The sequence below is a fragment of the Mycobacterium sp. NGS56 genome (assembly GCF_059812425.1).
In genome coordinates this window covers 700,562-723,792 of record NZ_JCALCQ010000001.1, presented here as the reverse complement: position 1 = coordinate 723,792, position 23,231 = coordinate 700,562, and the positions used below count along the sequence as shown (strand labels likewise).

27 protein-coding genes and 1 pseudogene are annotated in these 23,231 nt (G+C 64.3%); 21 read left to right on the top strand and 7 right to left on the bottom strand.

Annotated features, from left to right (window positions below; all coding sequences use genetic code 11):
* Window positions 1–4 precede the first annotated feature (4 nt).
* Together AC5Y4F_RS03380 and AC5Y4F_RS03375 are read left to right on the top strand one after the other, a co-directional pair.
* On the top strand, window positions 5–181 hold the full coding sequence (locus AC5Y4F_RS03380; RefSeq protein WP_499995137.1) for a hypothetical protein: 177 nt from the start codon (window positions 5–7) through the stop codon (window positions 179–181).
* On the top strand, window positions 174–515 hold the full coding sequence (locus tag AC5Y4F_RS03375; RefSeq protein WP_067930170.1) for an RNA polymerase-binding protein RbpA: 342 nt from the start codon (window positions 174–176) through the stop codon (window positions 513–515). The genes AC5Y4F_RS03380 and AC5Y4F_RS03375 overlap by 8 nt, the downstream gene beginning before the upstream one ends.
* Before the next feature lie 1,026 nt (window positions 516–1,541).
* Here AC5Y4F_RS03375 and AC5Y4F_RS03370 read toward each other — a convergent pair.
* Both AC5Y4F_RS03370 and AC5Y4F_RS03365 read right to left on the bottom strand, forming a co-directional pair.
* Window positions 1,542–2,258, bottom strand: a pseudogene (locus tag AC5Y4F_RS03370) (class I SAM-dependent methyltransferase); the annotation flags it as partial.
* A 308-nt stretch (window positions 2,259–2,566) separates the two neighbouring features.
* Complete coding sequence (locus tag AC5Y4F_RS03365) at window positions 2,567–2,947, bottom strand: hypothetical protein (protein ID WP_499995135.1); 381 nt, start codon at window positions 2,945–2,947, stop codon at window positions 2,567–2,569.
* Between the two features lie 552 nt (window positions 2,948–3,499).
* On the opposite strand from AC5Y4F_RS03365, the gene AC5Y4F_RS03360 reads away from it, so the two are divergent.
* Entirely contained in the window at window positions 3,500–4,174 is a 675-nt protein-coding gene (locus AC5Y4F_RS03360; RefSeq protein ID WP_067930160.1) for a DUF5995 family protein, read from the top strand.
* Between the two features lie 129 nt (window positions 4,175–4,303).
* On the opposite strand, the gene AC5Y4F_RS03355 is transcribed toward AC5Y4F_RS03360, so the two are convergent.
* A complete protein-coding gene (locus AC5Y4F_RS03355) occupies window positions 4,304–4,432 on the bottom strand; it encodes a hypothetical protein (protein WP_499995131.1) in 129 nt (42 codons plus the stop codon).
* A gap of 1,520 nt (window positions 4,433–5,952) precedes the next feature.
* Between AC5Y4F_RS03355 and AC5Y4F_RS03350 the strand changes: the two genes are divergently transcribed.
* The 9 genes from AC5Y4F_RS03350 to AC5Y4F_RS03310 all read left to right on the top strand — a co-directional run bounded on the left by AC5Y4F_RS03350 (window position 5,953) and on the right by AC5Y4F_RS03310 (window position 13,231).
* A complete protein-coding gene (locus AC5Y4F_RS03350; protein WP_499995129.1) occupies window positions 5,953–7,131 on the top strand; it encodes a tyrosine-type recombinase/integrase in 1,179 nt (392 codons plus the stop codon).
* Between the two features lie 162 nt (window positions 7,132–7,293).
* The gene (locus tag AC5Y4F_RS03345; protein ID WP_499995128.1) at window positions 7,294–7,521 is read left to right on the top strand and encodes a MerR family transcriptional regulator; all 228 of its coding nucleotides are present in this window, start codon (window positions 7,294–7,296) and stop codon (window positions 7,519–7,521) included.
* 162 nt (window positions 7,522–7,683) lie between these two features.
* Window positions 7,684–7,893 (top strand): helix-turn-helix domain-containing protein, encoded by a 210-nt coding sequence (locus AC5Y4F_RS03340; RefSeq protein WP_499995126.1) that lies wholly within the window; start codon window positions 7,684–7,686, stop codon window positions 7,891–7,893.
* 123 nt (window positions 7,894–8,016) lie between these two features.
* On the top strand, window positions 8,017–9,870 hold the full coding sequence (locus AC5Y4F_RS03335; RefSeq protein WP_499995125.1) for a YfjI family protein: 1,854 nt from the start codon (window positions 8,017–8,019) through the stop codon (window positions 9,868–9,870).
* A gap of 545 nt (window positions 9,871–10,415) precedes the next feature.
* On the top strand, window positions 10,416–10,868 hold the full coding sequence (locus AC5Y4F_RS03330) for a hypothetical protein (RefSeq protein ID WP_499995124.1): 453 nt from the start codon (window positions 10,416–10,418) through the stop codon (window positions 10,866–10,868).
* A complete protein-coding gene (locus AC5Y4F_RS03325; protein WP_499995122.1) occupies window positions 10,865–11,359 on the top strand; it encodes a flagellar hook-length control protein in 495 nt (164 codons plus the stop codon). Before AC5Y4F_RS03330 ends, AC5Y4F_RS03325 begins: the two co-directional genes overlap by 4 nt.
* Window positions 11,360–11,466: 107 nt before the next feature.
* Window positions 11,467–12,027: a recombinase family protein gene (locus AC5Y4F_RS03320; protein ID WP_499995121.1), complete on the top strand. Its 561-nt coding sequence runs from the start codon at window positions 11,467–11,469 to the stop codon at window positions 12,025–12,027.
* A 73-nt stretch (window positions 12,028–12,100) separates the two neighbouring features.
* Window positions 12,101–12,517 (top strand): YkvA family protein, encoded by a 417-nt coding sequence (locus AC5Y4F_RS03315; RefSeq protein WP_499995118.1) that lies wholly within the window; start codon window positions 12,101–12,103, stop codon window positions 12,515–12,517.
* A gap of 93 nt (window positions 12,518–12,610) precedes the next feature.
* On the top strand, window positions 12,611–13,231 hold the full coding sequence (locus AC5Y4F_RS03310) for a hypothetical protein (protein WP_499995117.1): 621 nt from the start codon (window positions 12,611–12,613) through the stop codon (window positions 13,229–13,231).
* A gap of 3 nt (window positions 13,232–13,234) precedes the next feature.
* On the opposite strand, the gene AC5Y4F_RS03305 is transcribed toward AC5Y4F_RS03310, so the two are convergent.
* Complete coding sequence (locus AC5Y4F_RS03305; protein WP_499995116.1) at window positions 13,235–13,909, bottom strand: cation diffusion facilitator family transporter; 675 nt, start codon at window positions 13,907–13,909, stop codon at window positions 13,235–13,237.
* A 196-nt stretch (window positions 13,910–14,105) separates the two neighbouring features.
* On the opposite strand from AC5Y4F_RS03305, the gene AC5Y4F_RS03300 reads away from it, so the two are divergent.
* From AC5Y4F_RS03300 to AC5Y4F_RS03265, 8 genes are all read left to right on the top strand, one after another.
* The gene (locus AC5Y4F_RS03300; protein ID WP_499995115.1) at window positions 14,106–14,372 is read left to right on the top strand and encodes a hypothetical protein; all 267 of its coding nucleotides are present in this window, start codon (window positions 14,106–14,108) and stop codon (window positions 14,370–14,372) included.
* Window positions 14,369–15,070, top strand: coding sequence for a hypothetical protein (locus AC5Y4F_RS03295; protein ID WP_499995113.1), 702 nt, complete (start codon window positions 14,369–14,371; stop codon window positions 15,068–15,070). The genes AC5Y4F_RS03300 and AC5Y4F_RS03295 overlap by 4 nt, the downstream gene beginning before the upstream one ends.
* 11 nt (window positions 15,071–15,081) lie before the next feature.
* A complete protein-coding gene (locus AC5Y4F_RS03290; RefSeq protein WP_499995112.1) occupies window positions 15,082–15,891 on the top strand; it encodes a hypothetical protein in 810 nt (269 codons plus the stop codon).
* A 48-nt stretch (window positions 15,892–15,939) separates the two neighbouring features.
* A complete protein-coding gene (locus AC5Y4F_RS03285; protein WP_499995111.1) occupies window positions 15,940–16,365 on the top strand; it encodes a hypothetical protein in 426 nt (141 codons plus the stop codon).
* The gene (locus tag AC5Y4F_RS03280; RefSeq protein ID WP_499995110.1) at window positions 16,362–16,928 is read left to right on the top strand and encodes a hypothetical protein; all 567 of its coding nucleotides are present in this window, start codon (window positions 16,362–16,364) and stop codon (window positions 16,926–16,928) included. The genes AC5Y4F_RS03285 and AC5Y4F_RS03280 overlap by 4 nt, the downstream gene beginning before the upstream one ends.
* An 84-nt stretch (window positions 16,929–17,012) precedes the next feature.
* Window positions 17,013–17,282, top strand: a complete 270-nt coding sequence (locus AC5Y4F_RS03275) for a hypothetical protein (protein ID WP_499995109.1) — start codon at window positions 17,013–17,015, stop codon at window positions 17,280–17,282.
* Entirely contained in the window at window positions 17,279–18,802 is a 1,524-nt protein-coding gene (locus AC5Y4F_RS03270; protein ID WP_499995106.1) for a terminase large subunit domain-containing protein, read from the top strand. The genes AC5Y4F_RS03275 and AC5Y4F_RS03270 overlap by 4 nt, the downstream gene beginning before the upstream one ends.
* 109 nt (window positions 18,803–18,911) lie before the next feature.
* Window positions 18,912–19,817 (top strand): GIY-YIG nuclease family protein, encoded by a 906-nt coding sequence (locus tag AC5Y4F_RS03265; RefSeq protein WP_499995104.1) that lies wholly within the window; start codon window positions 18,912–18,914, stop codon window positions 19,815–19,817.
* Window positions 19,818–19,852: 35 nt separating this feature from the next.
* Here AC5Y4F_RS03265 and AC5Y4F_RS03260 read toward each other — a convergent pair whose 3' ends face one another.
* Complete coding sequence (locus tag AC5Y4F_RS03260) at window positions 19,853–20,221, bottom strand: GIY-YIG nuclease family protein (RefSeq protein WP_499995103.1); 369 nt, start codon at window positions 20,219–20,221, stop codon at window positions 19,853–19,855.
* A 24-nt stretch (window positions 20,222–20,245) separates the two neighbouring features.
* A complete protein-coding gene (locus AC5Y4F_RS03255; protein ID WP_499995101.1) occupies window positions 20,246–21,955 on the bottom strand; it encodes an AIPR family protein in 1,710 nt (569 codons plus the stop codon).
* A 499-nt stretch (window positions 21,956–22,454) separates the two neighbouring features.
* Here AC5Y4F_RS03255 and AC5Y4F_RS03250 point away from each other — a divergent pair, with 499 nt between their 5' ends.
* The gene (locus AC5Y4F_RS03250; RefSeq protein WP_499995099.1) at window positions 22,455–22,736 is read left to right on the top strand and encodes a hypothetical protein; all 282 of its coding nucleotides are present in this window, start codon (window positions 22,455–22,457) and stop codon (window positions 22,734–22,736) included.
* A 61-nt stretch (window positions 22,737–22,797) separates the two neighbouring features.
* On the opposite strand, the gene AC5Y4F_RS03245 is transcribed toward AC5Y4F_RS03250, so the two are convergent.
* Window positions 22,798–23,229, bottom strand: a complete 432-nt coding sequence (locus AC5Y4F_RS03245) for a DUF2510 domain-containing protein (RefSeq protein WP_499995097.1) — start codon at window positions 23,227–23,229, stop codon at window positions 22,798–22,800.
* Between the last annotated feature and the right edge of the window lie 2 nt (window positions 23,230–23,231).

Sequence of the window (23,231 nt, the reverse complement as noted above, 5' to 3'; positions counted from 1 at the left end):
AATTATGCCCACCTTTGAGGCGCAGCTCCGCCAGGACTTGCGCGACTACGCCCTCGAGTTACGCCAACTCGCCTATACCCTGCCCGAAGGTGTGGGGGAACACGATCTGCTTCAAATGTCTGGTCGGATGCGCGCCACTGCCGATCAAGTGGACCGTCAGGGGAGCGTTGACGATGGCTGATCGCGTCATGAGAGGCAGTCGCCTGGGCTTCGTGAGCTACGAGGCTGACCGCAACCACAGCCTCGCGCCGCGTCAGGCGGCGCGATACCGGACCGAGAACGGCGACGAGTTTGAGGTTCCCTTCGCGGACGACGCTGAGATCCCCGGAACCTGGCTGTGCCGCAACGGCTTGGAAGGCATCCTGATCGAGGGTGGTGACCCGGTCGAACCCAAAAAGGTCAAGGTGCCGCGCACACCCTGGGACATGCTGCGGGAACGCCGCTCGATCGAGGAACTGGACGAACTGCTCAAGGAACGCCTCGAGATCATCAAGTCGGGCCGCCGCCGCAGTTAGCTTAGCCTTGGGTGTTTCGATCGCATGGGCTTTCCTCAGATCGTGCTCGGCAGGATTCGTGCCTGCGACACCAACTGGCCTTTGACGGTTCTCACTTGTATCACGAAGTCGTTGTAGGGCAATACTTTTCGGCTCGTGTCAGCGGCGATCGGTAGTCCGAAGAATGAACAACAATGGCTATAACCGGGTATCGATCGGCCGTGAGCGAGTGATCGCAACTCAGAGGATCGGGTCGTGAGCACAGCACACGGACTAGAGGCCACCGCAGCGCGAGGGGGCCAAGATGGGTGACCACGGCGGGCAATCCGGTGGTAAAGGTTGCGGCGGAGGCGACGGGATTGGAGTCGGGAATAGGTTAGGCCCCTCCCAATAGTGCGCAGGAGCCTTGGTCCGCACGTCGTAGTCGAAGTAATAGGTGTGGCAGACACCCATGTCCCAAACTAGGTCCGCATCCGACCGTGGTGGATCATTCGGCATAGCTTGTCCTGGACACCATTGGAATGGGCCATAGGTATACGCATGGGCGGTACCAGTGCCCAATCCCAAAGCTGCCACGCACAAACCGCCGGACACCAGCGCGACCGTTGCTAGTCCAACGATCCCTCGTTTCATAAACCGCAGATTATTCCTACGTGACCCGGGAAGACGGGATAATCGCACAACTGGGTACATGTTGGTCGTTTGTTGCTGTTGGCCCGCGGGGCGGTGACTCAAGCGCAGGCGAGGGTTCCGATTGAAACCGTCCAAGGTTGCAATGACCGGGGGTCATCAGGGGTAAATCCTGAGCGACGGCAATTCACCGAAAGGCGTTGCCCCGCGAACGACATCAATCTAACGGCAATCGTTCAAACAACCGACAGCCAATCCCTGGGCCGCACGTTCCAGTCGGGCGGGTCACTGACGTCAGTTAGTGCTCGACATTCTGTCGTCGTGTCATGTCTGACGCAGTTTCGGCCGATGCTTTTTCGGCACGCCCCTGAACTCTTTCTGCATGAGGTAGCTGAACGACGCTTGATGGTTGGGCAAGCGGGTCGCCACCACGATTTGCGGCTTGAATGTTTTGCCTCCGCGCATCTCGACCTTGATCGCCGGGTCTGCATACTGTGCCAACGCCCGCAACGCCGACGGGCTGTAGGCGCGCAGCCCGCTGATGAATCCGTCGTGGTGTAGCGGCAAAATCGGTGCCAACGGCAAAGTCAGCGACAACCGCAGAATGTGCACCATCGACGGCGGGCGCGACAGGTCGATGACCAGCAGCTTGTGCGCGACCCGGGTGCCTTCGGCGAAAACCCGGGCGGCCAGCGGCGGCGGCAGGTGGTGCAGCGACAATGCGAATATCGCAAGGTCGTAGCACCCATCTGGCGCGTCGACGGCGGTGGCGTCCATCGCGCGGACCACCGCCCGCGGGTGCGTGCCCAGATCGCCGGCGACGATGGAGGCCACGAATGTGGGATCAATGTCGGTGACCGTGACCTGGGCTGTGGGATGCATCGCCAGCAGCGCTCGTGATAGCCCGCCGTGCCCGGCACCGAGTTCGAGGATATTGGGATCGCGCACATCCGCGACCTCGTCGAGCGCGATGCGCGCAAACTTTTTCTGCGTACCAGAAAACTTTTCGATGCGTTCCAGAGAGCGGACCACCCTGCGTTTCAGATCGTCGGCGCCGTCGCGGTCAAGATATTCCAGGCGGTCAGTCTGCAGCCGCCGGTCCAGCCATGAGGCGTCCGGCCCCCCGCGCGGCATACGGTCGATTTGGTACCTCGCGGCCACTGTGCCCCCCGTTTTGAAGTGGTCAAAGTTCAACCGAAGTCAAGGATCCCCGATTCGCAATCCTATGACGTTGCCGATTCGTGCGGAGGTGAACGCTACACGTATGCGAAGTCTTTCACGTGCGCACACTCCAAGTGACGGTCGAGCGATTTTGTCAGTCGATTCGCGACTACAGAGCGCTCGGAGGCGAGATGGGCTTCCCGGGCCCATCACCGATGACGGCGTGGCGGGGCGGTGGGCAACGGGGCGCCGTGGCGTTAGGCTGCCGAACCTCCGGCGCCCTATTGAAATTCGAGAGAGTCGACGCTCAACGCGACTATGCGCGCCCCGAAAGCACCCCCCCTGTAGGTGTTACATGCCAGGGTGACGGTTTCGTCGCGAGTGGTGGTGAGTCCGGCGAAGAGCGTAATGCCGGAATTATCCGCTTCGTTCAGGTAGATCCGTACTTTCTCGAGTTCGATGTTCGCATCGTAGAGAAGCCTGGCTTCGGCATACTGTTTAGAGCCATCGTAATTCCACAGCACCACTGTGCCCATGAGGAGCCAGTTGAGTTCCTGGCCATCCGGGTTCTCCAGGTCCACCTTAGCGACGATGACATCGCTGAAATGGTCGAGATTGACTTGGTCGTATATACCATTGATGATGGCTCGGCTGGTGCCCATTCGCGTCTCCCTCGTTTCAACCTGAGTGAGCGGGAAGACTACGCGATCGGCCCATTCGGGGGAGTTGATTCGGAAACTCGAGATCATCATCCTAAGACGAAACGACGCACATGACCCGAGGTCATACACGACAACTGTGCCCCGGCAGGACTCGAACCGGCGACACCGGCTGTACCAGTTCGTCGTTCTCAAGATTGCTGTAGCATATCGCTTGAGTTACGAGTCAATGGAATTCGACGCCAGTCCGCTTTGCCGGCAATCATCGGTTCTCGATCATATCCGAGGAATAAACGAAGGGTGGATGAGGCTGCTCGTGGGACCGGATCCTCCAGGGCCGCGTCTGAGTTTTGTCTGGCCGGCCTTGAAACGCTGCAGCGGCACCGGCGGGTGTAGCGCGCGCGCCGATGGTCCAGTGACATCGTTGTTCTCGAATCTGTTGGGGATGGTCGCATCTCGGGAAGAAACGGGTTACGCGGTGTTGCTCGGAGCATGCACAGTGTTAAGCGATACGATTTGCGCGCCGGGCCGGCATCTGTCTGCTGTGATGGACGGATGAGCCCAACCTCAGTTGCCGACGTGCTTACGCACATGCGCGCCATCGCCTCCGATGTGCCGGCGGGTGATGGCGCCGGCGTTTTCAACGGCGTCTATCTGCGCGTGACCGAGATGGTGCAGGACCGCTTGTCAACGGGCCACGTGTTTCACGACGACGCGTTTATCGCCGACCTCGATGTGCGATTCGCCGGCTACTGGTTCGACGCGTACGACGCCCCAACCGACAAGCCCAAGGCGTGGGAGCCGTTGTTCGCCGCGCGGGCCCACACGGGCATATTGCCAATCCAATTCGCACTCGCCGGCATGAACACGCACATCGAGAACGACCTGCCGCTCGCCGTGGTCGCGACCTGCGCTGCTCGAAAGTGCACGCCCGACAGCCGGGGTATCCACAACGATTACGAGAAGGTCAACGAACTGCTGGCCAGTGTCGAGGCCGAGATTCGGCGGTCATTCCTCACCGCGGTGGAGAAATCTATCGACGACCACCTCGAACCGGTCGCGCATCTGGTCACCTCGTGGGACATCGATAAGGCCCGCGACTTCGCATGGCTGACGGTGCAGACGCTGTGGGAGCTACGACGGGCCGGCCCGTTGTTCGATGCCTATGTCGCCACCCTGGCCCGCACGGTCGGGATGGGCTCCCGGCTGCTGCTGACCCCCCTCATCTGATCCTCAACGGCCAGTCCGAGCAATTCCCTCGGGTTGGCATTCCCTTTCTGTCGGAAGCGGCCGCGGGCCCCACCGCACCGCTGCCGCCCGCCACGACCCCGCCGCGGGCAGACCGACGAAGCCGAACTCTCACAGCGCCCTCTCGGTGCGCACCACGGCGCCGTTCTCGATTCGCTGGGGTGAGCCGCGAAGGACCACCGAGAAGGAATCGACGGCCGCCGGCGTCGGATGTTCCTTGGCCGTCCGGTGCTGTGGCACGGGGCGTGCGAATGTGCATCGCCGGTTTGGAACAGCGTTACTGTCCTCTTTGATTCGAAGAGCCAAACAGAACTGTTTAAAAGCGGCAGCCCAAGCGGCTTACGCGGATGTTCGATCACAGGACGCAGGCAGGGATGCCGACAGGAAGTTGAGTAGTGCACTACTCATGTGCTCGGCGTGATCTTGCGTAATCATTCTGACACCGTAATTAAACGGTAACGGTACCGAAAGCCAGAGCATCATGTGCACGTCGGATCGGGTTGCAGTGCCCTGTCAATCCGCGTGTGACGCCCCGGCAATCAGTGCGATCGAAAACGCCATGCGGCAACACGACTATTACTACAAGCTCTGCGTACGGAGGTAGAGCAGCCATGTCATCGCACGCATATAACCCGCGCAACTCTAGGGCGACACCCAAGGTAAAACTGTACGGCGGGATCGCCGCAGCGTTAATCACCGCCGGCACGCCGATAGGGGTCGCCTTGGTGAACCATATCGGCTCCGGTTCGCCACCGATCGGCTCCGTGTCTACGCCACCGACGGTGACTAGCGGCGCCACGGCTTCTATGCCATCGACGTGGACGACCATCACACCGACCCCCGTGAGCCAGGGATCCGACCAGGGTCCGGTTGACAAGTATGCGATCAACGCCTCGGGTACTGAGGTCAAAGTATGGGGCCACGCCGATAAAGACGCCGACGGCATGATTGTCCTGATAGGCCCACAGTCTTCGGGTGGCTTCTGGCCCGCCTTCGCAAATGTCGTCAACCACCAATGGCAAGCTAATGTCAAGACCGATCCACAAATTTCGGAGGGCTACAGAGTGTGGGCCATCCCCCATATACCCGGCGGCAGTGCCCCAGGCCAGATTCCTGTGAAGTTCACCTTCCAGGCGACCGGACCGACATCGACAACGCCACCACCACCTCCGGGCCAGTTGATGGAATGCGCGGCACAACACGGCCCCGACTGCTTTAACGGCCCGGGTTGGGGACCGCCGTCGGTCTACCAACCGAATCGGTGATTACTTGATTGCTAATTGGTCGGACTGCAGCGTAGCTGTGCTGGGAAGACGGCCTCACTAGCGGCGGGCCCGCGAGTTCACCGATGATCTGTTGCTGCCACGAACGGAATGGCGGCTTTGACACTAAGGCAGGTCGAGAGCGGGCTGTGCCGCTGCCATCAATAGACCTCGCGGATGCGATGCTGGATGTACAGCGCGACGGAGTGTCACCGATCAACCGAAACAACTGTCACGCATCAGCCGAAACACTGTCACGCATCACCCGACGACGAAATGTCACGCATCCGCCGAGGTCATACATACACGCCGTGCCCCCGGCAGGATTCGAACTAGCCGGATACTAGGGTTGCTCACCCTTGGTCACCTGCGCTAATGAAGCTAAACTAGCTGACAGTAGGCAATTTTGGCGATTGCTGCTGTTAGGTTCTGTTGGGTTCTGCATAGGCTTGTTATGGCCCGCTTATAGCCCGAAATAGCCCGAGGAAAGGCCCCGCGATGCCCGCGACCAAGAGCACCAAGACGCAGACCCGCACCCGCAGGGGATTCGGGCGGCTGCGCCAGCGCGGATCGGGCCGCTGGCAAGCCAGCTACCTCCACCACGGCCAGCTCCACTACGCCCCGGCCACCTTCCCGACCAAGGACTCCGGCGCGGCCTGGCTCCAGAACGAGCGCGATCTGATCGACCTGGACCGCCGCAAGCCCGGCACATGGACGCCGCCCGCCGACCGGGTGACCAAGGCAGCGGCGCGCAAACTTACCCTGCGGGACTACGCCGTGCCCTGGCTGGAGCACCGCAACATCTCGCCGCGCACACGCGACAACTACGACTACCACCTGGACCGCAATATCCTTCCGGCGCTGGGGGATCGGGCGCTGGCCGAAATCACGCCCGAGGACGTGAGGGTCTGGTTCACCGGCCTGGGCACCGAGCACCGCACCCGCAACGCTCAGGCGTACGGAGTGCTGCAAGCGTTGCTGAACACGGCGGTAGACGATGGCCTGATGGACCGCAGCCCAGCCCGCATCAAGGGCGCGGCGGCGGTCAAGCACACCAAGCGGTCGGTGGTCCTGCTGGAGCCGGACGAGCTGGCGGCGCTGGCCGACAAGATGCCAAAACCGCTGCGGCTGACGGTGCTGCTGGCCGGGTGGTGCGGGCTACGGCGCGGCGAGCTATTCGCGCTGACGCGGGCCGATGTCGCCGCCGAGGGCGCGGCGCTGCGGGTCAGCAAGGCGGTGACGTTCCGTCACGGCAAGTTCGACGCCGGGCCGACAAAGACGAAGGAGTCCAACAGGACGGTGACGGTGCCACCGCACCTGCGCCCGGCGATTCTGGCCCACCTGCGCCAGCATGTCGGCGAGGCCAAGGACGCGCTGCTATTCCCTGATCCTGTGACCGGCGGGTTCTACGCCGAGGGCCGGTACCGCACGCCGTTCTTCGCCGCCCGCCAGGCCATCGGCAAAGACGACTTGCACTTCCATGACCTCCGGCACTTCGGCGGCGTGATGGCGGCGGTGGCTGGTGGCACTACCAAGGAGGTCATGGCCAGGCTGGGCCACGTCACCAGCGGAACCGCCATGCGGTACCAGCATGTGGCGGCAGGCCGGGCTGACGCCCTGGCTGAGCGGCTGTCCGCGCTGGCGGCGGTGCCGGAGGGCGCGCCGACGGCATCGTGAAAGTTCGAGTGGTACAACATAATCCGCACAGAAACCGCCGCAATCTAGTGAGAACCCAACACAGCAGCTAATATTGGCGGCGCGAGGCGGGATCGACCCGCCGTACCCCGAGAGGGCCAACCGGCTCTGCTTGGCTACGGCGAGGTCAAGGAGACCACCAGCATGTCCGCCCGCACGGTGCGCGCCACGGCGCGCGAGTACGAATCCATCCAGCACGCCGCCGAGCGCACTGACTACTCGATCTGGACCATCCGCGAGAAGATCGACAGCGGCGAGCTGCCCGCGTACCGGCTATCCGACAAGCCCGGCGCGGCGCTGCGCGTCAAGGTCGCCGACGTCAACGCGCTACTCAAGCCGGTGATCCCCACCCAGGTGTACGGAAACGCCTAGGTGATGGAGTGTCAATCGGCAACCTCTGCTGACGCGAAATACCCTGCGGCACTAGTCCTCCCATGTCGGGCAAGACGAACCGGCGCGGCCAGCGTTTGCACCGCTAGTCCGTAACGTCAATCAACACAACATGTTCGGACCTAACGCGAAAGGACGCCGACCGTGACCACCACAGCCACAGGCATCGCGCCGGAGTACATGGACGAGAAGCAGACCGCCGCCAGGCTCGGCGTGAAAGCGACATCGCTGCGGGCTGACCGCCACCGTGGAGTCGGGCTGCCATATGTGCGCATCGCCCACCGCATCAGGTATCGCGTCAGTGACGTGGAAGCCTACCTGAGTGCAAACACTATAGTGCCGCAACCGAATTGACTTAGATGCAGTGATGCCCGCCCAGCGCGCCGTTTTGGCCTCGACGCGGGTGCCAGGCGGGCACCACCCCCAACGACTCCGGCGAGAGTCATGTCCCTTCCAGCACGACCCGAAAGGTACGAGATGAATCCTAACCCGAACCCCGGCAGCCACGCCGCCGGAGCCGCCGAGGCCAACGCGAATGGCCAGGGCCGCAACGGTACTGCGCCGCCGATCGAGTGGTGGCTCGCGCAGCAGTGGGCCGATGTCACCGGCAGCTACGCCGAGGAGCCGATGCGTGACGAGCTTGGCATCTCCGGCTGGCAGGCGCTGCGCAACGCGATGGCCGACAGCCTGGGCGTGGAAATCACGCCGGAGATGTCGTTCGCCGATCTGCGGGTGGTGCCCGCCGACTTTGCCGCGAGGCACGCCGAGATGACACTGAGCCGCGCCCAGATTGCGGCCTACGCCACGGATCACGGGCTGGACATGCCCGACGTCATCGCCGCCAGGCTGGCCCGTGAGCGGTCGCTGGGGGTCGAGCAGGCCCGTGACAGGGCGCGGGCGCTGTTCGACGGCGACCCGCTGCCCCTGATCGTGACCAAGCTGCCGTCGTTTCCGGTCCATGCGTTGCCGGAGGTGATGGCCGACATGGTGACCGGCGTGGCCCGCGAGCTGGGCATCGACCCCGCCATGACCGCCGCGTTCGCGCTGGGCGCGGTCTCAGGCGCGCTGGCCGGGCGAGTCGTGGTCCAGGTCCACGGCAACTGGTTCGAGAACTGCGTGTCCTACATCGCCGTGGTGGCCGAGTCCGGCGACCGCAAAAGCCCGGCGTTCTCCGCGATGTTGGGCGGGCCGCTGGGCGCTGTGGAGCGCCAGCTGACCGAGGCGTGCTGGGAGAGCAACTACGTCGAGGTCGATCCCGACGGGCCGGACGGGCTGCCCGTGGTCACCCTGGCCGGTGAGCCGGAGTTCGTCGGTCCCGCGCCCAGGCTGATCGCCAGTGACGCCACGCCGGAGCAGCTGGCCGTGCTGATGGCCGACAACGGCGAGCGGATGATCGTCGCCGACGCCGAGGGCGACGTATTCGACATGCTGGCCGGGCGCTACAGCGCGATGCCGAACATGACGCTGTTCCTTCAGGGCTACAGCCGCGAGTACGTGCGGGTGGACCGGGTGGGCCGTGCGCCGGTCGCGCTGGATCACCCGGCGCTGACGCTGTGCCTGGGCACCCAGCCGACGGTGTGGCACGCGGTGATGGCCAACCCCCGGTTCGCCGGTAAGGGCTTCGCGGCGCGCATCGAGGCGGCGTTCCCCGAGCCGCGCAAGGAGCGCACCCGGCGGCTGGCCGCGCTGGCGGCGTCGGAGCGCCTGGACCCGGTGCCGGTCGATCCGGCGGTGGCCGGGGCGTACCGCACGATGATCACCGAGCTGGCGCTGGGCATGTTCGACGCCAACACCACGACCGTCAAGCTGACCGACGACGCCCAGCAGCGGATGCGGCAGCACACCGCTGAGGTCGATCGCCGCACGCTGGATGACGGCGACATGGGCGGGCGGCTGGCGCGGTGGGGCGCGAAGTGCTCTGGTCGGGTGGTGCGCCGGGCGCTGCACCTGCACATGGCCGAACACGGCGTCAATGGCGTGCGCCTGCTGATCGAGCGCGACACCATCGAGCGCGCCATCGAAATCGAGGAGTGGTTCATCACCAACGCCAAGGAGGCCTACGGCCTGGCCGACACCGGCGACGACGTGAACGCCGAGGACTTGAAGGCGTTCGTGGCGTGGCTGGCCCGCAAGCACGCCGACGCGCCGTATCAGCCGGTCATGCTGAGCTACATCAGCCAGCACGCCACGCCGAAGGCGCTGCGGCAAAAGTCGCGCCGCGACCGCGCGATCGAGGTGCTGGTCGATCTGAACTACCTGGCCCACGTCACGGTCGGCACGTCCGGCAAGGCGAGCGCGGTTTGCCTGCATCCGGTGGCGGCTGAGGGCTGATCAGCCCGGCTCTTGCTCCTGGCCACGCCCCGCAGCCACAGCACGCCATAGCCTGCCGGCGAGGCCGACTTTAGCCCCGAAAGTGGCCACCTTAGCCCCGGTTTAGCCCCCGCCTTAGCCCGTCGATAAGGCTGCTACCAGCGCGAATGCGGCACCTTAGCCCCTTTAGCCCCTGTCGGCCCGTTTCACGGCTTCGGCGCCGTCTCGACCAGCTAGATAGATAGATAGATAGATATTCTAAATAGCAGTTCCTGTCGAACCGGCTAAAAGGGCTAAATGCGGGCTGAGGGGCTAAAGGGGCTAAGGTTCGCTGTTCGCGCAGGTAGAGCCAATCTTGCCGGGGCTAAGGTCGGGGCTAAGCAGGGGCTAACGTCGGCCATATCGGGGCTAAGGTCGGCGACGGCGTGGCCTGAGCAGCCGGTATGTGAGGAGCGGCGGGACCATCGGCGTCAACCGGCGCTGCGCGGGTCGCCGAGGCGGCGGCACCTCCGGCTTCGCCCGCCGTTTGCACGGTTCTGAGGTAGACCGAGGTAGTGCCTCAAGTCATGTCGTTGGCCGAGTCCCGCGCCCGCGCCGAGCAGGTGTTCGTCATGCGCGCCGTCGGCATGCAGTCGTGGAGCAAGATCAGGGACGCGCTCGGCTTCAAGTCGGTCGGCGCGGTCCAGCAGGCGTACAAGCGGTACAACGAGCGCAATCCACTGCCGAACGCCGGGGCTGCACGAGCGGAAATCATCGAGCGCAAGCGGGTCACCGTCGGAGCCGCACTCAAGTCGTTGGCCGACGCTCAGAAGGCGGGGGACCATCAAACGGTCGCCAGGATGATCGACGTCATCACGCGCGCCGATGCTGAGCTGGCCAAGCTCTACGGGCTGAACGCGCCGGAGCAGATCGACGTCAACGTGCGCCAGTCGCCATCCGAAATCATCAACGAGGCCAGGCGGCGGCTGCTGGACGTAGTGGACGCCGAAGTGGTTGAGACCAAGGAGATTGAGCGATGACCAGCATGACCAAGCGGGACGCCATCAACGGCGCGATGAGCATGGCCGACGACGTGGCCGAGGGACGGCTGAATCCCGCCGACCTTGAGGCCCAGGCCATCAAGGAGCTGCGCGTGCTGTTCGGCACCGTGATCGGTGAAGGCGACCTGGCCTGGCCGGTGCAGCTCGACGTGGCCCGCCAAGTCCTGGCCCTGGGCGGCGTACCTGCCGATGAATTGGCGGAGTGGTTGGCCGTCGAACGCCACCGTGCCGGTGAACCCGTCAGCCAGCCCGACCCCGACGAGACCACGCCGACATTGGAATCGTTGCCGAGAGGGACGCTCAGCGCCGATTCCGACGCCGACGAGCTGACCGACGCCGACGGTGAACAACCCGTTGATGCCGACGCTGAACAACCCGTTGATACGCCGCCGCCGACGTCGCCCCGGCCTGACGTGTATGACCCGCTGGCGCACTGGCCACCGGCCCGCACACTCCGCCGACCGCTGTAGCGAACTCAGCAGAGCGGGTGTCACACAAGCCAAGCGTTGTGTGACAGGCTGAGTTGGTGCGTGAAAACCCATGTGGGAGTGTCACATATCTGTGTCACAATGACGGCATGACCAAACACGTCGCTTACGCTCGCGTGAGCACTAGCAAACAGACCACCGACCAGCAGGTCGCCGCCCTCCAGGCGGCGGGCTGCGCGCCGATCTTCACCGAGAAGATGTCTGGCAAGCGTGATGACCGGCCACAGCTCGCCGCCGCGCTGGCCGAACTGGAGCCGGGCGACACCCTCACCGTCTGGAAGCTGGACCGCCTGGGCCGCGACGCCCTCCAGATGCTCACCACCATCAAGTCGCTGCACGACCGGGGCATTGTGGTCCGGTCACTGACCGACGGGCTGAACTCCAGCACCGACTGCGGGCGGATGGTGATGACCATCCTCGCGGCGGTGGCGGAGTACGAGGTCGGCCTGAAACATGAACGGGCCGAAGCCAAGCGGAAGCTGATCCGCCAGCGCGGCGGCTCCCTCGGCGGCGCGAAGCCCAAGCTCGACAAGGAGCAGGTCGCGGCTGTGCGCCGCGCCCACGCCAGCGGCGATACCGTCGCGTCGCTGGCGCGCGTCCACAAGGTCAGCCGCATGACCGTCTACCGGATGTTGGAGGGCCAGCGATGATCCCGGCGCACCTGGTCGTGGCCGACTGAACCCGACGCGCCCGCGCCCTGATCGCCACCCGAAGATGTAGACCGTGTGGTCAGGTTGGTTGTCCGTCTTGTTGGCCGTGGTTGGCGGCATCGCCCTGCTGTGGTTCCTGCTGATCGCGGCCCTTTGGATGGCGAAGCCCGACGACACCGGGCTTCGAGACGCCGTGCGCCTGCTGCCAGACGTGGTGCGGTTGCTGAGGCGGTTGGCGTTCGACCCGACCACGCCGCGAGCCGTGCGGGTGTGGCTGGCGTTGCTCTTCGCCTACTTGGCGCTGCCGATCGACCTAGTGCCCGACTTCATCCCCGTGTTGGGCTACGCCGACGATGCCATCGTCGTCGCGCTAGTTCTGCGCTACATCACGCGAAAGGCCGGACCCGACGCCCTCGACAAGCACTGGCCCGGCACCCCAGAAGGGCTCGTTGCTGTACGCAGACTGTGCCGATTACGCGACGCCACTTAGCCGCGCTGAGGTACTTCCTCCGATAGCAGAGGACGAAACTCCCTAGCATCACCGCCCAGCCCGGCTCATCATCGAGGTCAGGAGGCTTCGACGATGACCCAGTTGACCCGGCGAGCCATGATCGCCACCCTCGGCGGGCTAGGAGCGGCGAGCGTGCTCGCCGGAGGATATGTGCTGCGTCATGTCTGGGAATCTTTCGGTTCGGGCATGGGCCGCGCCGACCCGAACGGCGGAATGGGCATGATGGGCATCGACCGCGCCGACATGAGCCGGTACATGGAGATGTTCAACCGGCACAACGAGATCAGCCGCGCAGTCGATGAGATTCCTGGCGGAGTCCGCACCACCACCGAATCAAATTCCCCCGACTTGGTTGCGCAACTGCAAGCGCATGTCAGCAGCATGTACTCCCATGTCGGTCAAGGCGCGGAGGTCATGTGCATGAGCCCGACCCTTCCGACGTTGTTCCGCAATGCCAACGGCTACCGCCGGCAACTTACCTTCACGGCCAAGGGCGTAATCGCCGAGGAAACTGCCGATGATCCGGCCCTCACTCAGGCCATCCGCGCACACGCACAAGAGGTCAGCGGATTTGTGCGTGACGGGATGCCAGCAATGATGCAGGGCATGATGGGCGGCGGCATGATGGGTCCAGGCGGAATGATGGGACCAGGCGGCATGATGGGACCGGGCGGAATGATGGGTCCGCGCTGACAGTCAGTCGCTGTCGCAGCAGCCACACTGATCTGCCGAATCGCCCTCGGCTTCTCTTGTCGGCGCCGGACAGCAGGTTTCGCCCTTCCAAGCGTCGATGCCCTCCTTCACCGCGACTGCGGCGATCACCAGGCCCGCGATCGGATCGGCCCACGCCCAGCCGAACACGCTGTTGAGCACCAGGCCAACGAGCAGCACCGCCGACAGGTATGTGCACAGAAGCGTCTGCTTGGAGTCAGCCACCGCTGACAGCGATCCGAGTTCGCGACCGGCTCGGCGCTGGGCGTACGACAGCACCGGCATGACCACCAAGCTGACCGCTGCCAGGGTGATACCGATCGGTGAGTGTTCAGCTTCGCCGACGCCGAGCAACGCGCGGATGGCCTCAACCGTGACGTAGGCCGCCAGTCCGAAGAACGAGAACGCGATGATGCGCAGGGCCACCTTCTCGCGCGCCTCCGGGTCGCGCCCGGCGAACTGCCACGCGACCGCCGCCGCCGACGACACCTCGATGACCGAATCCAGACCGAACCCGATCAGCGCGGTGGAGGAGACCCGCGTCCCTTCGCTGAGCGCCACAGCAGCCTCGATGACGTTGTAAGAGATCGTGGCGGCGACGAACAGCCGGATGCGGCGGCCCAGTAGCGCGCGCCGCGTATCGGTCAGGCTGGAGGTCATCACCTGACAGTACCGGCGCACCCGCCCGGCCCGACACGCCGCAAACTTCGATCCAACTACGGGCCGGGTTTGCCGTCTGTCTGGTGACAATTCGCAGGTTGTAGGCGCGGTCTTAACCGACATCGGCGGGCAAGTCGATTGCGCTGCAACATGTTTCGTCAAGTAGCTTGCATGCTCAAGCGCAATACTGGCTCTCATGCAGAGTGACACGACGACCGCCGCCCATCCACGCACGCGGACGATGGCGTCGTGGCGGGCGCGCAAGGCCGTCATGGCATCGCGCGGCGAAGTGGACGGTCCCCGCGTGGCGGAGGCCGACGCGGCGCTGACCTGGTGGCGTCACCGCACTTACCTGGTGCGCGACATGGGCATCGCCGCCGAGCACGCCGACAAGCTCATGGACCTGATCGCCGCCCAGGCCGACACCGATACCGACGCCGCCGAGGTGGTGGCTTCCGCATGAGCCGCGCCGCCCGCCGGTACGCGACTCCGGCCTACATCGCCAGCCAGCCGAACGCGCCCAAGCGCCCGCCGCGCCGATACAGCCAGCCGGAGCTGCGGGAGCGGCGGCGCACCGGCATGACCGTCGGCCACTACGGCGGCGACTGGAGCCTGGCCCGCGAAATCTCCGATGTCGTGACGCCGCTGGCCCGCCGCATCGCCGCCGCTGACCGGCCTGCCCGGTTCGGCCACTCCCAGGCGTCGGTGGGCTGGCTGACGGAGGCTGTCCACGAACTGGTCGGTGTGGCGGTCGGCTGGCTGGCCGAGGCCGATGCCCGCCGCAAGACGGCGCACCTGGCTGCGGAGCCGGGCAAGCGGAAGTACGCCATGACCACGCTGATCGACCTGGCCAAGCGCCCGGCGCTGCCGGAGGTCACCGACAACATGCTGGAGGACGGTTCCTGGGCGGCGGCGCTGATCGCGCTGGCCGACGGCATCGACACCGCGCTGTCCGACCTGCTGGCGTACGCCTGGCCACCGGGAGCTGCGGGGCTGCGTGGCCGCGAAAGCCGCTCCGAACAGCTCGCGCGGCTGCTGGGCCGGACCATCGACCAGGCCGCGCTGGAGCTGGAGCGGCGGCTCGATCGTGACGCCAAGCCCGCCAAGCCCGCCCCGACCGACCCGCGCGCCGAGCTGGCCGCTATGGGCATCACCACCTAAGGAGACCCACCATGACCATGCCGACGCCGACCACGTACACGACGCCGCTGCCGATCCACTTCGATGCCCCGCCGGTCAACCCGACCGCGTTCGGCCTGTACGCCTCCACCCTCTGGACGGAGGTCGCCGCCGATGAGCCGAACCGCCATTTGCATGGCGTGGAGGTTCGCGGCACCAATTACCCCGGCGGTCAGGCTAGCGGTGTCTGGGACGCGCCGTGGTGCGGTGACCCCGCGCCGGGCAGCCTCAAGACGGGCGAGCGCCAGGGCATCCTCGATCCCTTTGAGCCGGTGACCGTCTGGGCCTACGACGAATGCGACCTCACGGAGCCGTCACGGGCGGAGGTCCAGGCTCGCGCGGCGCAGACGTTCCGGCTGGAGGAGCAGCCGATGATCGAACGCGCCTTCGCCGACCGGCTGAAGCTCGACGCCGCCGACCTGGGTGCGCCGCAGACGGCGGCGACCTTCCGGCAGGCCGTCGGCTACCTGGAGGGGGCGGTGGCCCTGACCAACACGACCGCGTACTTCCACGCTGGCGCTCAGTGGGCCAGCCAGGAGTTCGGCCTGGCGGTGAAGAACGGCACCCGCTGGACCACGCCGCTGGGCAACGTCTGGATTTTCGGCGGCGGCTACGTGGAGGGTCTCGACGACATGATCGTGGCCACCAGCCAGCCGTACGGATGGCGCGACCAGATGCAGGTCCGCACCGCGATTGACGAGCGGGAGAACAGCTTTATCGCCATCGCTGAGCGGACGGTGCTGGTGGGCTACGAGGCCGTCATCGCCGCCGTGACCATCACGCCGCCGGAGCCGACGCCGTGACGATCGTGATGACTTCAGCATCACGCGGGCCGGAGCGGGTGTGCTGACATGACCGTCGCCACCGCGCCTGACACCACCGCCGCCACCGACCAGGATGCCGCCGACGGCCCTCCCTATTGGGTGTGCTGGGACTGCGGCGGGCCATGCCTGATGTTCAAGGGGTCGGTCCACGGGTGGCGTTGCCAGAGCTGCATCGACACGTACCTGGAGGACGGCACGGCGCGGTGGCTGGCGCGGGCGCGCAAGGAGCAGGAGAAGCTGCGGGCGAAGCACCTGGCAGCGATGCCGCCCGCCATGACCGACGACAACCCAACGACTTCGCTCACTGCGAACACGGATCGACGCCAGGAGGGCGGTGCCCGCGTTATGTACCGACCGTCCTCCGGCGTCGGTCCGGCAACCGGAGAGAGCGGCGAACAGCGATATGTTCCGCGCCGCTCAGATGATCACCACCATCAGGAAGGACTGACATGACTGGACCCAAGCGCAAGCCGCTGACGCTGGCCGACATCACGCCGCGCGAGCGTTGGCACCTGGAGTTGGCCATCCATGAAGCGGCGCACGCCGTGACGGCGGTGGCGCTGGGCGGCACGATCCGCAACGCCGTCGTGTCGAACAGCCGCGTGATGGGCGTCGAAGGCCTGACCACGGTCACCGACATGCCGCATGGCCGCGACTCCGAAATCGCGTATGCCGGGCCGTGGTCTCAGGCCCGCTTTCGCGCCGGTCGCCGCCCCACCCAGCGGGAGGTGTTCAACGTCTTGTCGCGCGGCGGCTGGAAGGACGAACGCGCCTTGATCGCCTCCGGCGGCATCCACCTGGGCACCGCCGTGGTGCCGCTGGTGGAGCGGTGCTGGCCCGCCGTGGTCGCGGTGGCCAAGAAGCTCCACAAGGACGGAGAGGTCCACCAGGAAGACGTGCTGGCGGCGCTGGGCGTCACCGACGGCGGTGGGCTGACCAGCGTCCAGTTGGCCGGTCTCCGGTCAGGCTGCCGGTCGGTACCGCCGCTGGCCGTGAAGGCGTCCATGCCCGCGTGAACCTGACCCGGCCCGCCCGCCCGTTTGGCCTCGGGAGCGCGGTGGGCCGGAGCACCAACAACCCAACACCCCGAGGAGTTCCTGATGACCACCACGGACACCGCGCCGAAAGTCGATGTGTTCCATGACTTCTGGTTGCCGGACTACTGCCCGCGTTGCAATCCGGCGGGTCACCATGCGGACGGCTGCGTGCGCTCAGCCACCTTGACGGAGCCGGATGCCGTCACCTGGCACGGCGGCAAGCGCCTGATGTGTGAGTACCGCTGCACGGGCTGCGGCCACCAGTGGCGGCGGGCCGATCTGTGGACCGCCACGGAGGCCGGGTTCGACCCCAACCAACGGAAGGCCGCATGACGTTCACCATCACCGCCACCGATCCGATCGCCGCGCTGACCGCCGCCCGCGCCGCCAGCGCGGCGCGTGGTCGGCAGCGTCCCGATTCACCGGCGGAGCTGGCCCGGCGGCTGGACCCGCGCTTCGTGGTCACGCCGACGATCAGGATGTTGTCGGACATCGCCGTGCGGTCGGTTACGGAGCCGGACGAGCGCGACGTGGTGACCACGCCGCCCCGCACCGGCAAGAGCCGCCTGCTGGCCGTCTGGACCGTGGTCTGGGCGCTGATGCGCGACCCCGACATGCAAATCGTCCTGGTCTCCTACAGCGATGAGCTGGCCCAGGCGCACTCCAGGGAAGCGCGCCAGCTCATCAACGAACATGCCGACTACCTCGGCTTCCGGCTGTCCCAAGACAAGACGGCGGTGAGCCGCTGGCGCGTCGATGGCCATGCGGGCGGGCTGCTGGCGACCGGCATCAACTCCGGCGTAACGGGTTTCGGCGCGGACCTGCTGATCATTGACGACCCGGTGAAGGACGCCCAGGAGGCGGATAGCGCCGCGCACCGCAAGCGCGTGATCACCGAGTACCGCTCCACCCTGGCAACCCGTGTCCACCCCGGCGGCAGCGTGCTGTTGGTTATGACGCGCTGGCATCCCGAAGACTTGGCCGGTGAACTGCTCAAGAGCGAGCCGGACCTTTGGACCCACACGAACATCCCGGCGGTCGCGGAGGCTGGCGTGCCCGATGCCCTGGGCCGCGCGCCCGGCGTGGCGATGACGAGCGCCCTGGGCTTCACTGCTGAGCACTTCGCCGCCGCCCGCCGCACCTCCGGTGAGCGGGCCTGGTACGCGCTGTACGCGGGCGTCCCCGCCGCGCCGGAGGGCGGGCTGGTGAAGCGAGATTGGTTCGACACGTGGCGGCTGCCCAGCGCACCGCTCGCGCCCGTTCGCACTGTGGTGGGCGTAGACCCCGCCGACAGCGGCTCCGGTGACTCCTGCGGCATTGTGGCGGCGTCGATCACCGCCGAGGGCGTCGTGGCGATCATCGCCGACGTGTCCGCGCCTATGACATCGGACCAATGGGCCAGGGCCGCAGTCGATCTGGCGGTGGACGTCGGTGCGAGCGAGATAGCGGTGGAAGGCTTCGCCGCGCGGGAGACATACCGGCGGGTCGTCCATGATGCGATGCGCCGCGCCAAGCTGGACAGGCCGGTGAAGGTCAGCACGTGGCCACCGAAAGGCTCCGGTCGCGGTCACGGTGACGCGGTGGCCCGGTCGTCGGCGTTGCTTCAGGGCCTTGAGACCGGCACCTGCCGGATCGCCGGTCATCTGCCGGGCATGGAGGCGGCGGCGGTGACGTGGCAGGCCGGGCAGCACCAGCCCGACGCGCTGGCGGCGGTGGTCGTCGCGCATGACGTTCTGGTCCATTCGCTTGGGCAGCAGGTTCATTTCGTCTCGCCGTTGGACGTGGCGCGCCGCGCCCGCGAGGGCACTTTGCCGCCGCCGCCAGAGTGGATGCGTCGCCGCGTCGGCGGTTAGAGCGTGGCTGGCTAACCATCAAACTGGTATTCCAACGGCCTGATCTAGCAACTGACAGACTCTTGGCGGGCTGTCATGATTCCCGTCCGTAGGGAGGCGCGTTGTCGATATGAGCGGGAAGCAGATCAAGCTGTTTCTGATCGACGGCACACCGGGCGGGCTAACTACGGCAGAGATCACCAACTGGACCGGCCATGTGTTGTCGGCTGGCCGGTCGGACCTGGCGGACCTCCTCAAACGTGACGAGGCCCAACGCACCGGAGCGTATTTGTTGTTAGGTGACGACGAGGAAGCCGTCGGCAACACCCGCTGCTACATCGGTGAGGCCGACATAGTGGCCGACCGGCTGCGCTATCACCAGCGTGACAGGGACTTCTGGGATCGGCTGGTCGTCATCACGTCGAAAGATGCCAACCTCACCAAAGCCCACGTCCGTTACCTGGAATCGAAGTTAATCAGCTTGGCGACTCGGGCTGGCAGGGTCACCCTCGACAACGGCACTGCGCCTACTACCCCGGCATTGCCGGAGGCGGATAAGTCGGATATGGACTATTTCGTGTCCCAACTGCAAATCGTCCTGCCGGTGCTGGGCGTCAACGCCATTCGGGTTCCGCAGCCAGCGGCGTTCCCGACTCCCACGCCCGTCGAGGTGACCACATCACCGATCTTTCGGCTCAGCCACCGCAAGCTGGGCGTCGATGCTCAGGCGCAGCAGATCGACGGGGAGTTCACCATGCTGGCCGGTTCGTTCGTGGTCGCCGCCTGGCATGGGGTCGGCAAAGCGCGAAGCACTAGGAAGGCTTACGCCTCCTACCGAGCCCAGCATGAACAACTGGTCGCCAACGGTGCCATAGCCGTCGAAGCCGGGACCGGCCGCGTGACCCGCAACATCGTCTTCCCCTCCCCGTCTACTGCCGGTGCAATCGCACTCGGGCGGTCCTGCAATGGCCGTCGAGAGTGGATTTCGTCGGAAGGCGAGACGTTCGGCCAGTGGGAGAGCCGGGGCGTCGAGTAGTCCGCGACTTAGGCAAAGCGGGGAACGCTATTCCGTCAGCTACCGGACCATCGTGGAGTGAGGTTATAGCCGATCGCAGGATTGTTCGCCCCAGTCTCCCGAATCAGTTTGATCTCCATTGCGCGGGCCTCCGCGTCGGTCGCGGTCTCTGATTCCCAGAGAATCTCCTTGCGGGCGGTCAGGTCGAGGCGATGCTCCGCCAGATCGGCGGCTATACGTTCTTTGGCTTTGACACTGGGGCTCCCGAAGTAGGAAGGCACGCCAATGAGGTCCATGCCCACGTAAATCTTCCCGTTGGGATAGGTGATCTTGTAGACCTGCTTGCGCCTTGGCACGGTCTCCACCGTATCGATCGGGGCGGCGGTCACCTGGCAGGCCGGGCAGCACCAGCCCGACGCGTCCACCTCGGCGGCACCTCAAAGTCGAAACTACGTGGGCTTTACCCTGTCGAGAACTTCGGCGAGCAACGCCTCCGTCTGCTCCCTGTTTCGACCAAAGTCTCGGGTAATGTCGCCGTCGGCCAATTCATCAACGACCTCCCCAACATCGAGAAGTGCTTTTAGGTACTTCTTGTCGTCCCACAGGAATCTGTTGAATGACGCAAGTGCTCGTTCAGCTTTAGCTTCCGTCCTTTCAACCTTATCTGCCTGCTGCGATCCGGTGAATGCGGTCCGAACGCCCGCAAGCAGGTGATAACGTGCCGGTTTGAACCTCCGGTCGATTTGCTCGTTGCGGAAGAATTGATCGAGTTTGCAATATGCATATGCAGCCGAGTAGAAGTACGCCGGGTGGTTGGCAGCGATGAATACTTCACTCTTGGCTCGATCACGAAGGTCGCCATAATATCGAGCAGCGGTGTGGGGAACCTTCAGATACATGGACGCGAATGACTGTAGAAGGTTTCGAAGCGTTATGACTCGCCAAGCGCCACGAACTTGTTGCGAGCCTGCCCACTGCTTGGACCTACGCTCATAGTAGATGCGGTGACCTTCGTCGGCTCTATAGGCATTGAAGTACTGCTCGATCGCTTTCTGCTCGTCAAGTAGTGCGAGAAGGTTCTCCTTACTAACCTGCGTTTGTTGGTTTGTGGCAGTCGTGATTGACTTCGCCACTTCATCATCGGCTGTTACGATTAGGCGAAAAGGCACATGAACACCTTTTGAAAACTCCCTCTCGGCGTACAGAACATGGCTCGTTTGACAGCCGTTCACTACCTGATAGTCCTCTAGTGTGAATCGGTCCCCAGTTGTCTTGAGAGCCCTCGCAACAACCGTCACGCCATTGTTCAGCACGCAGAAGCGTTTCCGATCGCTCGACCTGAGTGTTTTTCGAATATCTGCGTTGACATCAACATCTCCCTGGAAATCGCGCACGTTGTCGTAGAACAACGCCTTGCGGATCTCGCCTTCTTCGTCAGTGACAAGTTCGAGCAACTGATCTGCGGGAAGAATCCCGAGGAATGCCTGCTCTACCTGTGGCATTTCAGGAAGTGTGGTCTTACTCTCGAAGAGGATTGTCTTCTTCAACCCTCGGTCGATTGCCCTCCAATTCGTCTGTACTTCTGTGGCACCCCAGGTGTGAAAATCGACTCTAGATATGAGGTTAGAGTCCAATAGACTACTCTTAGTCTGGCTAATCTTTTTCTGCAGAGGGTCCGGGGATTCCCACCTGCCCGTCGTGACGTAGTAAAGTCGAACTACCGGATTCTCAACAAATCTATCCGAGTGCTCCCACAACATATTGACCATTTCGGAGAATTCCGGCAGCACGTCGGAATGGTCACTTGTAACAAGTGAAATAGCGGTATCCGCGAATACGCTCAAGTCGCCGAGCTCGAATTTCGGAGAGGTCTTGGCCTGAATGAAGATTAAGTCTGCCCGGATGGAGTCGGTTTCCGAAAGAATCTCTTCAACCTCGGAAAATTCCTCTACCAGGCTGCCGTTGACCGATAGCGCCACCGCGTCAACGCCTTGCACGCCATCGCCGACGCAGAAATCGTCGGCCGAGAAACTGCCACCGTATAACTTGGACAACGCTATATGCGTAACAAAACGCTCGAATTGCTGACTCTCCCCAAGCTTCCCAAGCCCAGCATTGTCCACGTAGGTCTTCAGAAGTCCCTTCGTAACCCTATCCACGACAACCTCCCCTATAGCCTGGGCGCGATAAGACCTGCACGTCTATGCAACCTAAACGATGGGCGTGATCGGGCGGCACGACGCCGCGCTCCTGCCAAGTCGTGGACTATAGCCCGGATATAGCCCGAGACCCTGAAAACATGCCCTGAACTGGTGCCCCCGGCAGGATTCGAACCTGCGACACCGGCTTTACCAGACGAGCAATCTCAACGTTTGCCGTAGCGCCGCGATTGTTGTTGCGGTCCAGCTGATTCTTGCGCGGACCCTAGTCGCTGGTTATCGAAGGTTATCGGCGGTTACGGGTCATAAGCGATGAATAAACGATGGATCGGGTGTCGGATGGTGGTGCTACAACCGTCTCACCCACAGGCGGAAGGTGATGGCGCGATGAGATCCCTATTAATCGTTGTCTTGCCGCTTGTCGCCGGCGGCCACCCGGTCATGTGCGGCCTGAGTGGTTACCGCTGCTACCGCGCGGCGCCCGGCAGCGGCTACTGACATGCGCTATGGGGGCTTGCTTCTGCTGGTGCTGGTGATCTTCACGGTCGTCAAGTACGCGGTGTGGATCGCGGTCGCGGCCGCGGGCATCGTGCTGCTCATCGTGCTGTGGAAATCGGTCGGCTGGCTGGATCGGCGTCTTGATGCGCGTGCCGCCAAGCGCGCCGCCCGGGCGGCCGAGCTCGCCGCGATCGCAGCCCGGGCCGATGAACAAAACCGGTTGTTCCTGGCCGGCGATGCGCGCGGCATCTACGGCGACTACCTGCCAAAGCAAATCGCTTGACTAGTTCAATCCAAAGATCGTTGGCTAGGTAGAAGTACTACTGGGTTGTCAATTGCGGCTGCTAGTCGTAGTTGCGGTGACAGTACTCTTCGATAGCACTCTCAAGCCTTGAGTTGACGTTTGAGCTTCCGCCCGCTTGGGCCTTCTGTTCGGCCACGCAGTGCTTATACCCTTGACTCTCCCATGGCTTAGTACTGACCAGCAGAATCGCGATGACCGTGAGCACCGCCAGTATCGCGAAGAGCAGGGGCTTAAGGTTAGTTCCTTGCGTGCGGGCATCGGCCTGAACGGGGTGGCCTGTCCAACGCCGGCCATCCCAGTACTGCCACGATCCGGGAACTTGGCTGCTTGGATACCAACCCGCTGCGGCCGCACCCGGCTGCACAGTCTGCTCCTGCGAATATGGCCGAGTAGTCGTCCACCGCTTGCCATCCCAGTACGACTCTCTCAATTTGTCACCGTTGGGGTGCGGATACCAGCCTGGCGCAGTCATGG

Excerpts from the sequence above, each read along its gene's own strand:
- AC5Y4F_RS03310 (WP_499995117.1), top strand. The coding sequence starts at position 12,611 with ATGACCCAGTTGACCCGGCGAGCCATGATCGCCACCCTCGGCGGGCTA.
- AC5Y4F_RS03345 (WP_499995128.1), top strand. The coding sequence starts at position 7,294 with ATGTCCGCCCGCACGGTGCGCGCCACGGCGCGCGAGTACGAATCCATC.
- AC5Y4F_RS03270 (WP_499995106.1), top strand. The coding sequence starts at position 17,279 with ATGACGTTCACCATCACCGCCACCGATCCGATCGCCGCGCTGACCGCC.
- AC5Y4F_RS03280 (WP_499995110.1), top strand. The coding sequence starts at position 16,362 with ATGACTGGACCCAAGCGCAAGCCGCTGACGCTGGCCGACATCACGCCG.
- AC5Y4F_RS03305 (WP_499995116.1), bottom strand. The coding sequence starts at position 13,909 with ATGACCTCCAGCCTGACCGATACGCGGCGCGCGCTACTGGGCCGCCGC.
- AC5Y4F_RS03365 (WP_499995135.1), bottom strand. The coding sequence starts at position 2,947 with ATGGGCACCAGCCGAGCCATCATCAATGGTATATACGACCAAGTCAAT.
- AC5Y4F_RS03380 (WP_499995137.1), top strand. The coding sequence starts at position 5 with ATGCCCACCTTTGAGGCGCAGCTCCGCCAGGACTTGCGCGACTACGCC.
- AC5Y4F_RS03325 (WP_499995122.1), top strand. The coding sequence starts at position 10,865 with ATGACCAGCATGACCAAGCGGGACGCCATCAACGGCGCGATGAGCATG.
- AC5Y4F_RS03275 (WP_499995109.1), top strand. The coding sequence starts at position 17,013 with ATGACCACCACGGACACCGCGCCGAAAGTCGATGTGTTCCATGACTTC.
- AC5Y4F_RS03335 (WP_499995125.1), top strand. The coding sequence starts at position 8,017 with ATGAATCCTAACCCGAACCCCGGCAGCCACGCCGCCGGAGCCGCCGAG.
- AC5Y4F_RS03360 (WP_067930160.1), top strand. The coding sequence starts at position 3,500 with ATGAGCCCAACCTCAGTTGCCGACGTGCTTACGCACATGCGCGCCATC.
- AC5Y4F_RS03375 (WP_067930170.1), top strand. The coding sequence starts at position 174 with ATGGCTGATCGCGTCATGAGAGGCAGTCGCCTGGGCTTCGTGAGCTAC.
- AC5Y4F_RS03245 (WP_499995097.1), bottom strand. The coding sequence starts at position 23,229 with ATGACTGCGCCAGGCTGGTATCCGCACCCCAACGGTGACAAATTGAGA.
- AC5Y4F_RS03250 (WP_499995099.1), top strand. The coding sequence starts at position 22,455 with ATGCGCTATGGGGGCTTGCTTCTGCTGGTGCTGGTGATCTTCACGGTC.
- AC5Y4F_RS03295 (WP_499995113.1), top strand. The coding sequence starts at position 14,369 with ATGAGCCGCGCCGCCCGCCGGTACGCGACTCCGGCCTACATCGCCAGC.
- AC5Y4F_RS03300 (WP_499995115.1), top strand. The coding sequence starts at position 14,106 with ATGCAGAGTGACACGACGACCGCCGCCCATCCACGCACGCGGACGATG.
- AC5Y4F_RS03265 (WP_499995104.1), top strand. The coding sequence starts at position 18,912 with ATGAGCGGGAAGCAGATCAAGCTGTTTCTGATCGACGGCACACCGGGC.
- AC5Y4F_RS03285 (WP_499995111.1), top strand. The coding sequence starts at position 15,940 with ATGACCGTCGCCACCGCGCCTGACACCACCGCCGCCACCGACCAGGAT.
- AC5Y4F_RS03350 (WP_499995129.1), top strand. The coding sequence starts at position 5,953 with ATGCCCGCGACCAAGAGCACCAAGACGCAGACCCGCACCCGCAGGGGA.
- AC5Y4F_RS03330 (WP_499995124.1), top strand. The coding sequence starts at position 10,416 with ATGTCGTTGGCCGAGTCCCGCGCCCGCGCCGAGCAGGTGTTCGTCATG.
- AC5Y4F_RS03290 (WP_499995112.1), top strand. The coding sequence starts at position 15,082 with ATGACCATGCCGACGCCGACCACGTACACGACGCCGCTGCCGATCCAC.
- AC5Y4F_RS03320 (WP_499995121.1), top strand. The coding sequence starts at position 11,467 with ATGACCAAACACGTCGCTTACGCTCGCGTGAGCACTAGCAAACAGACC.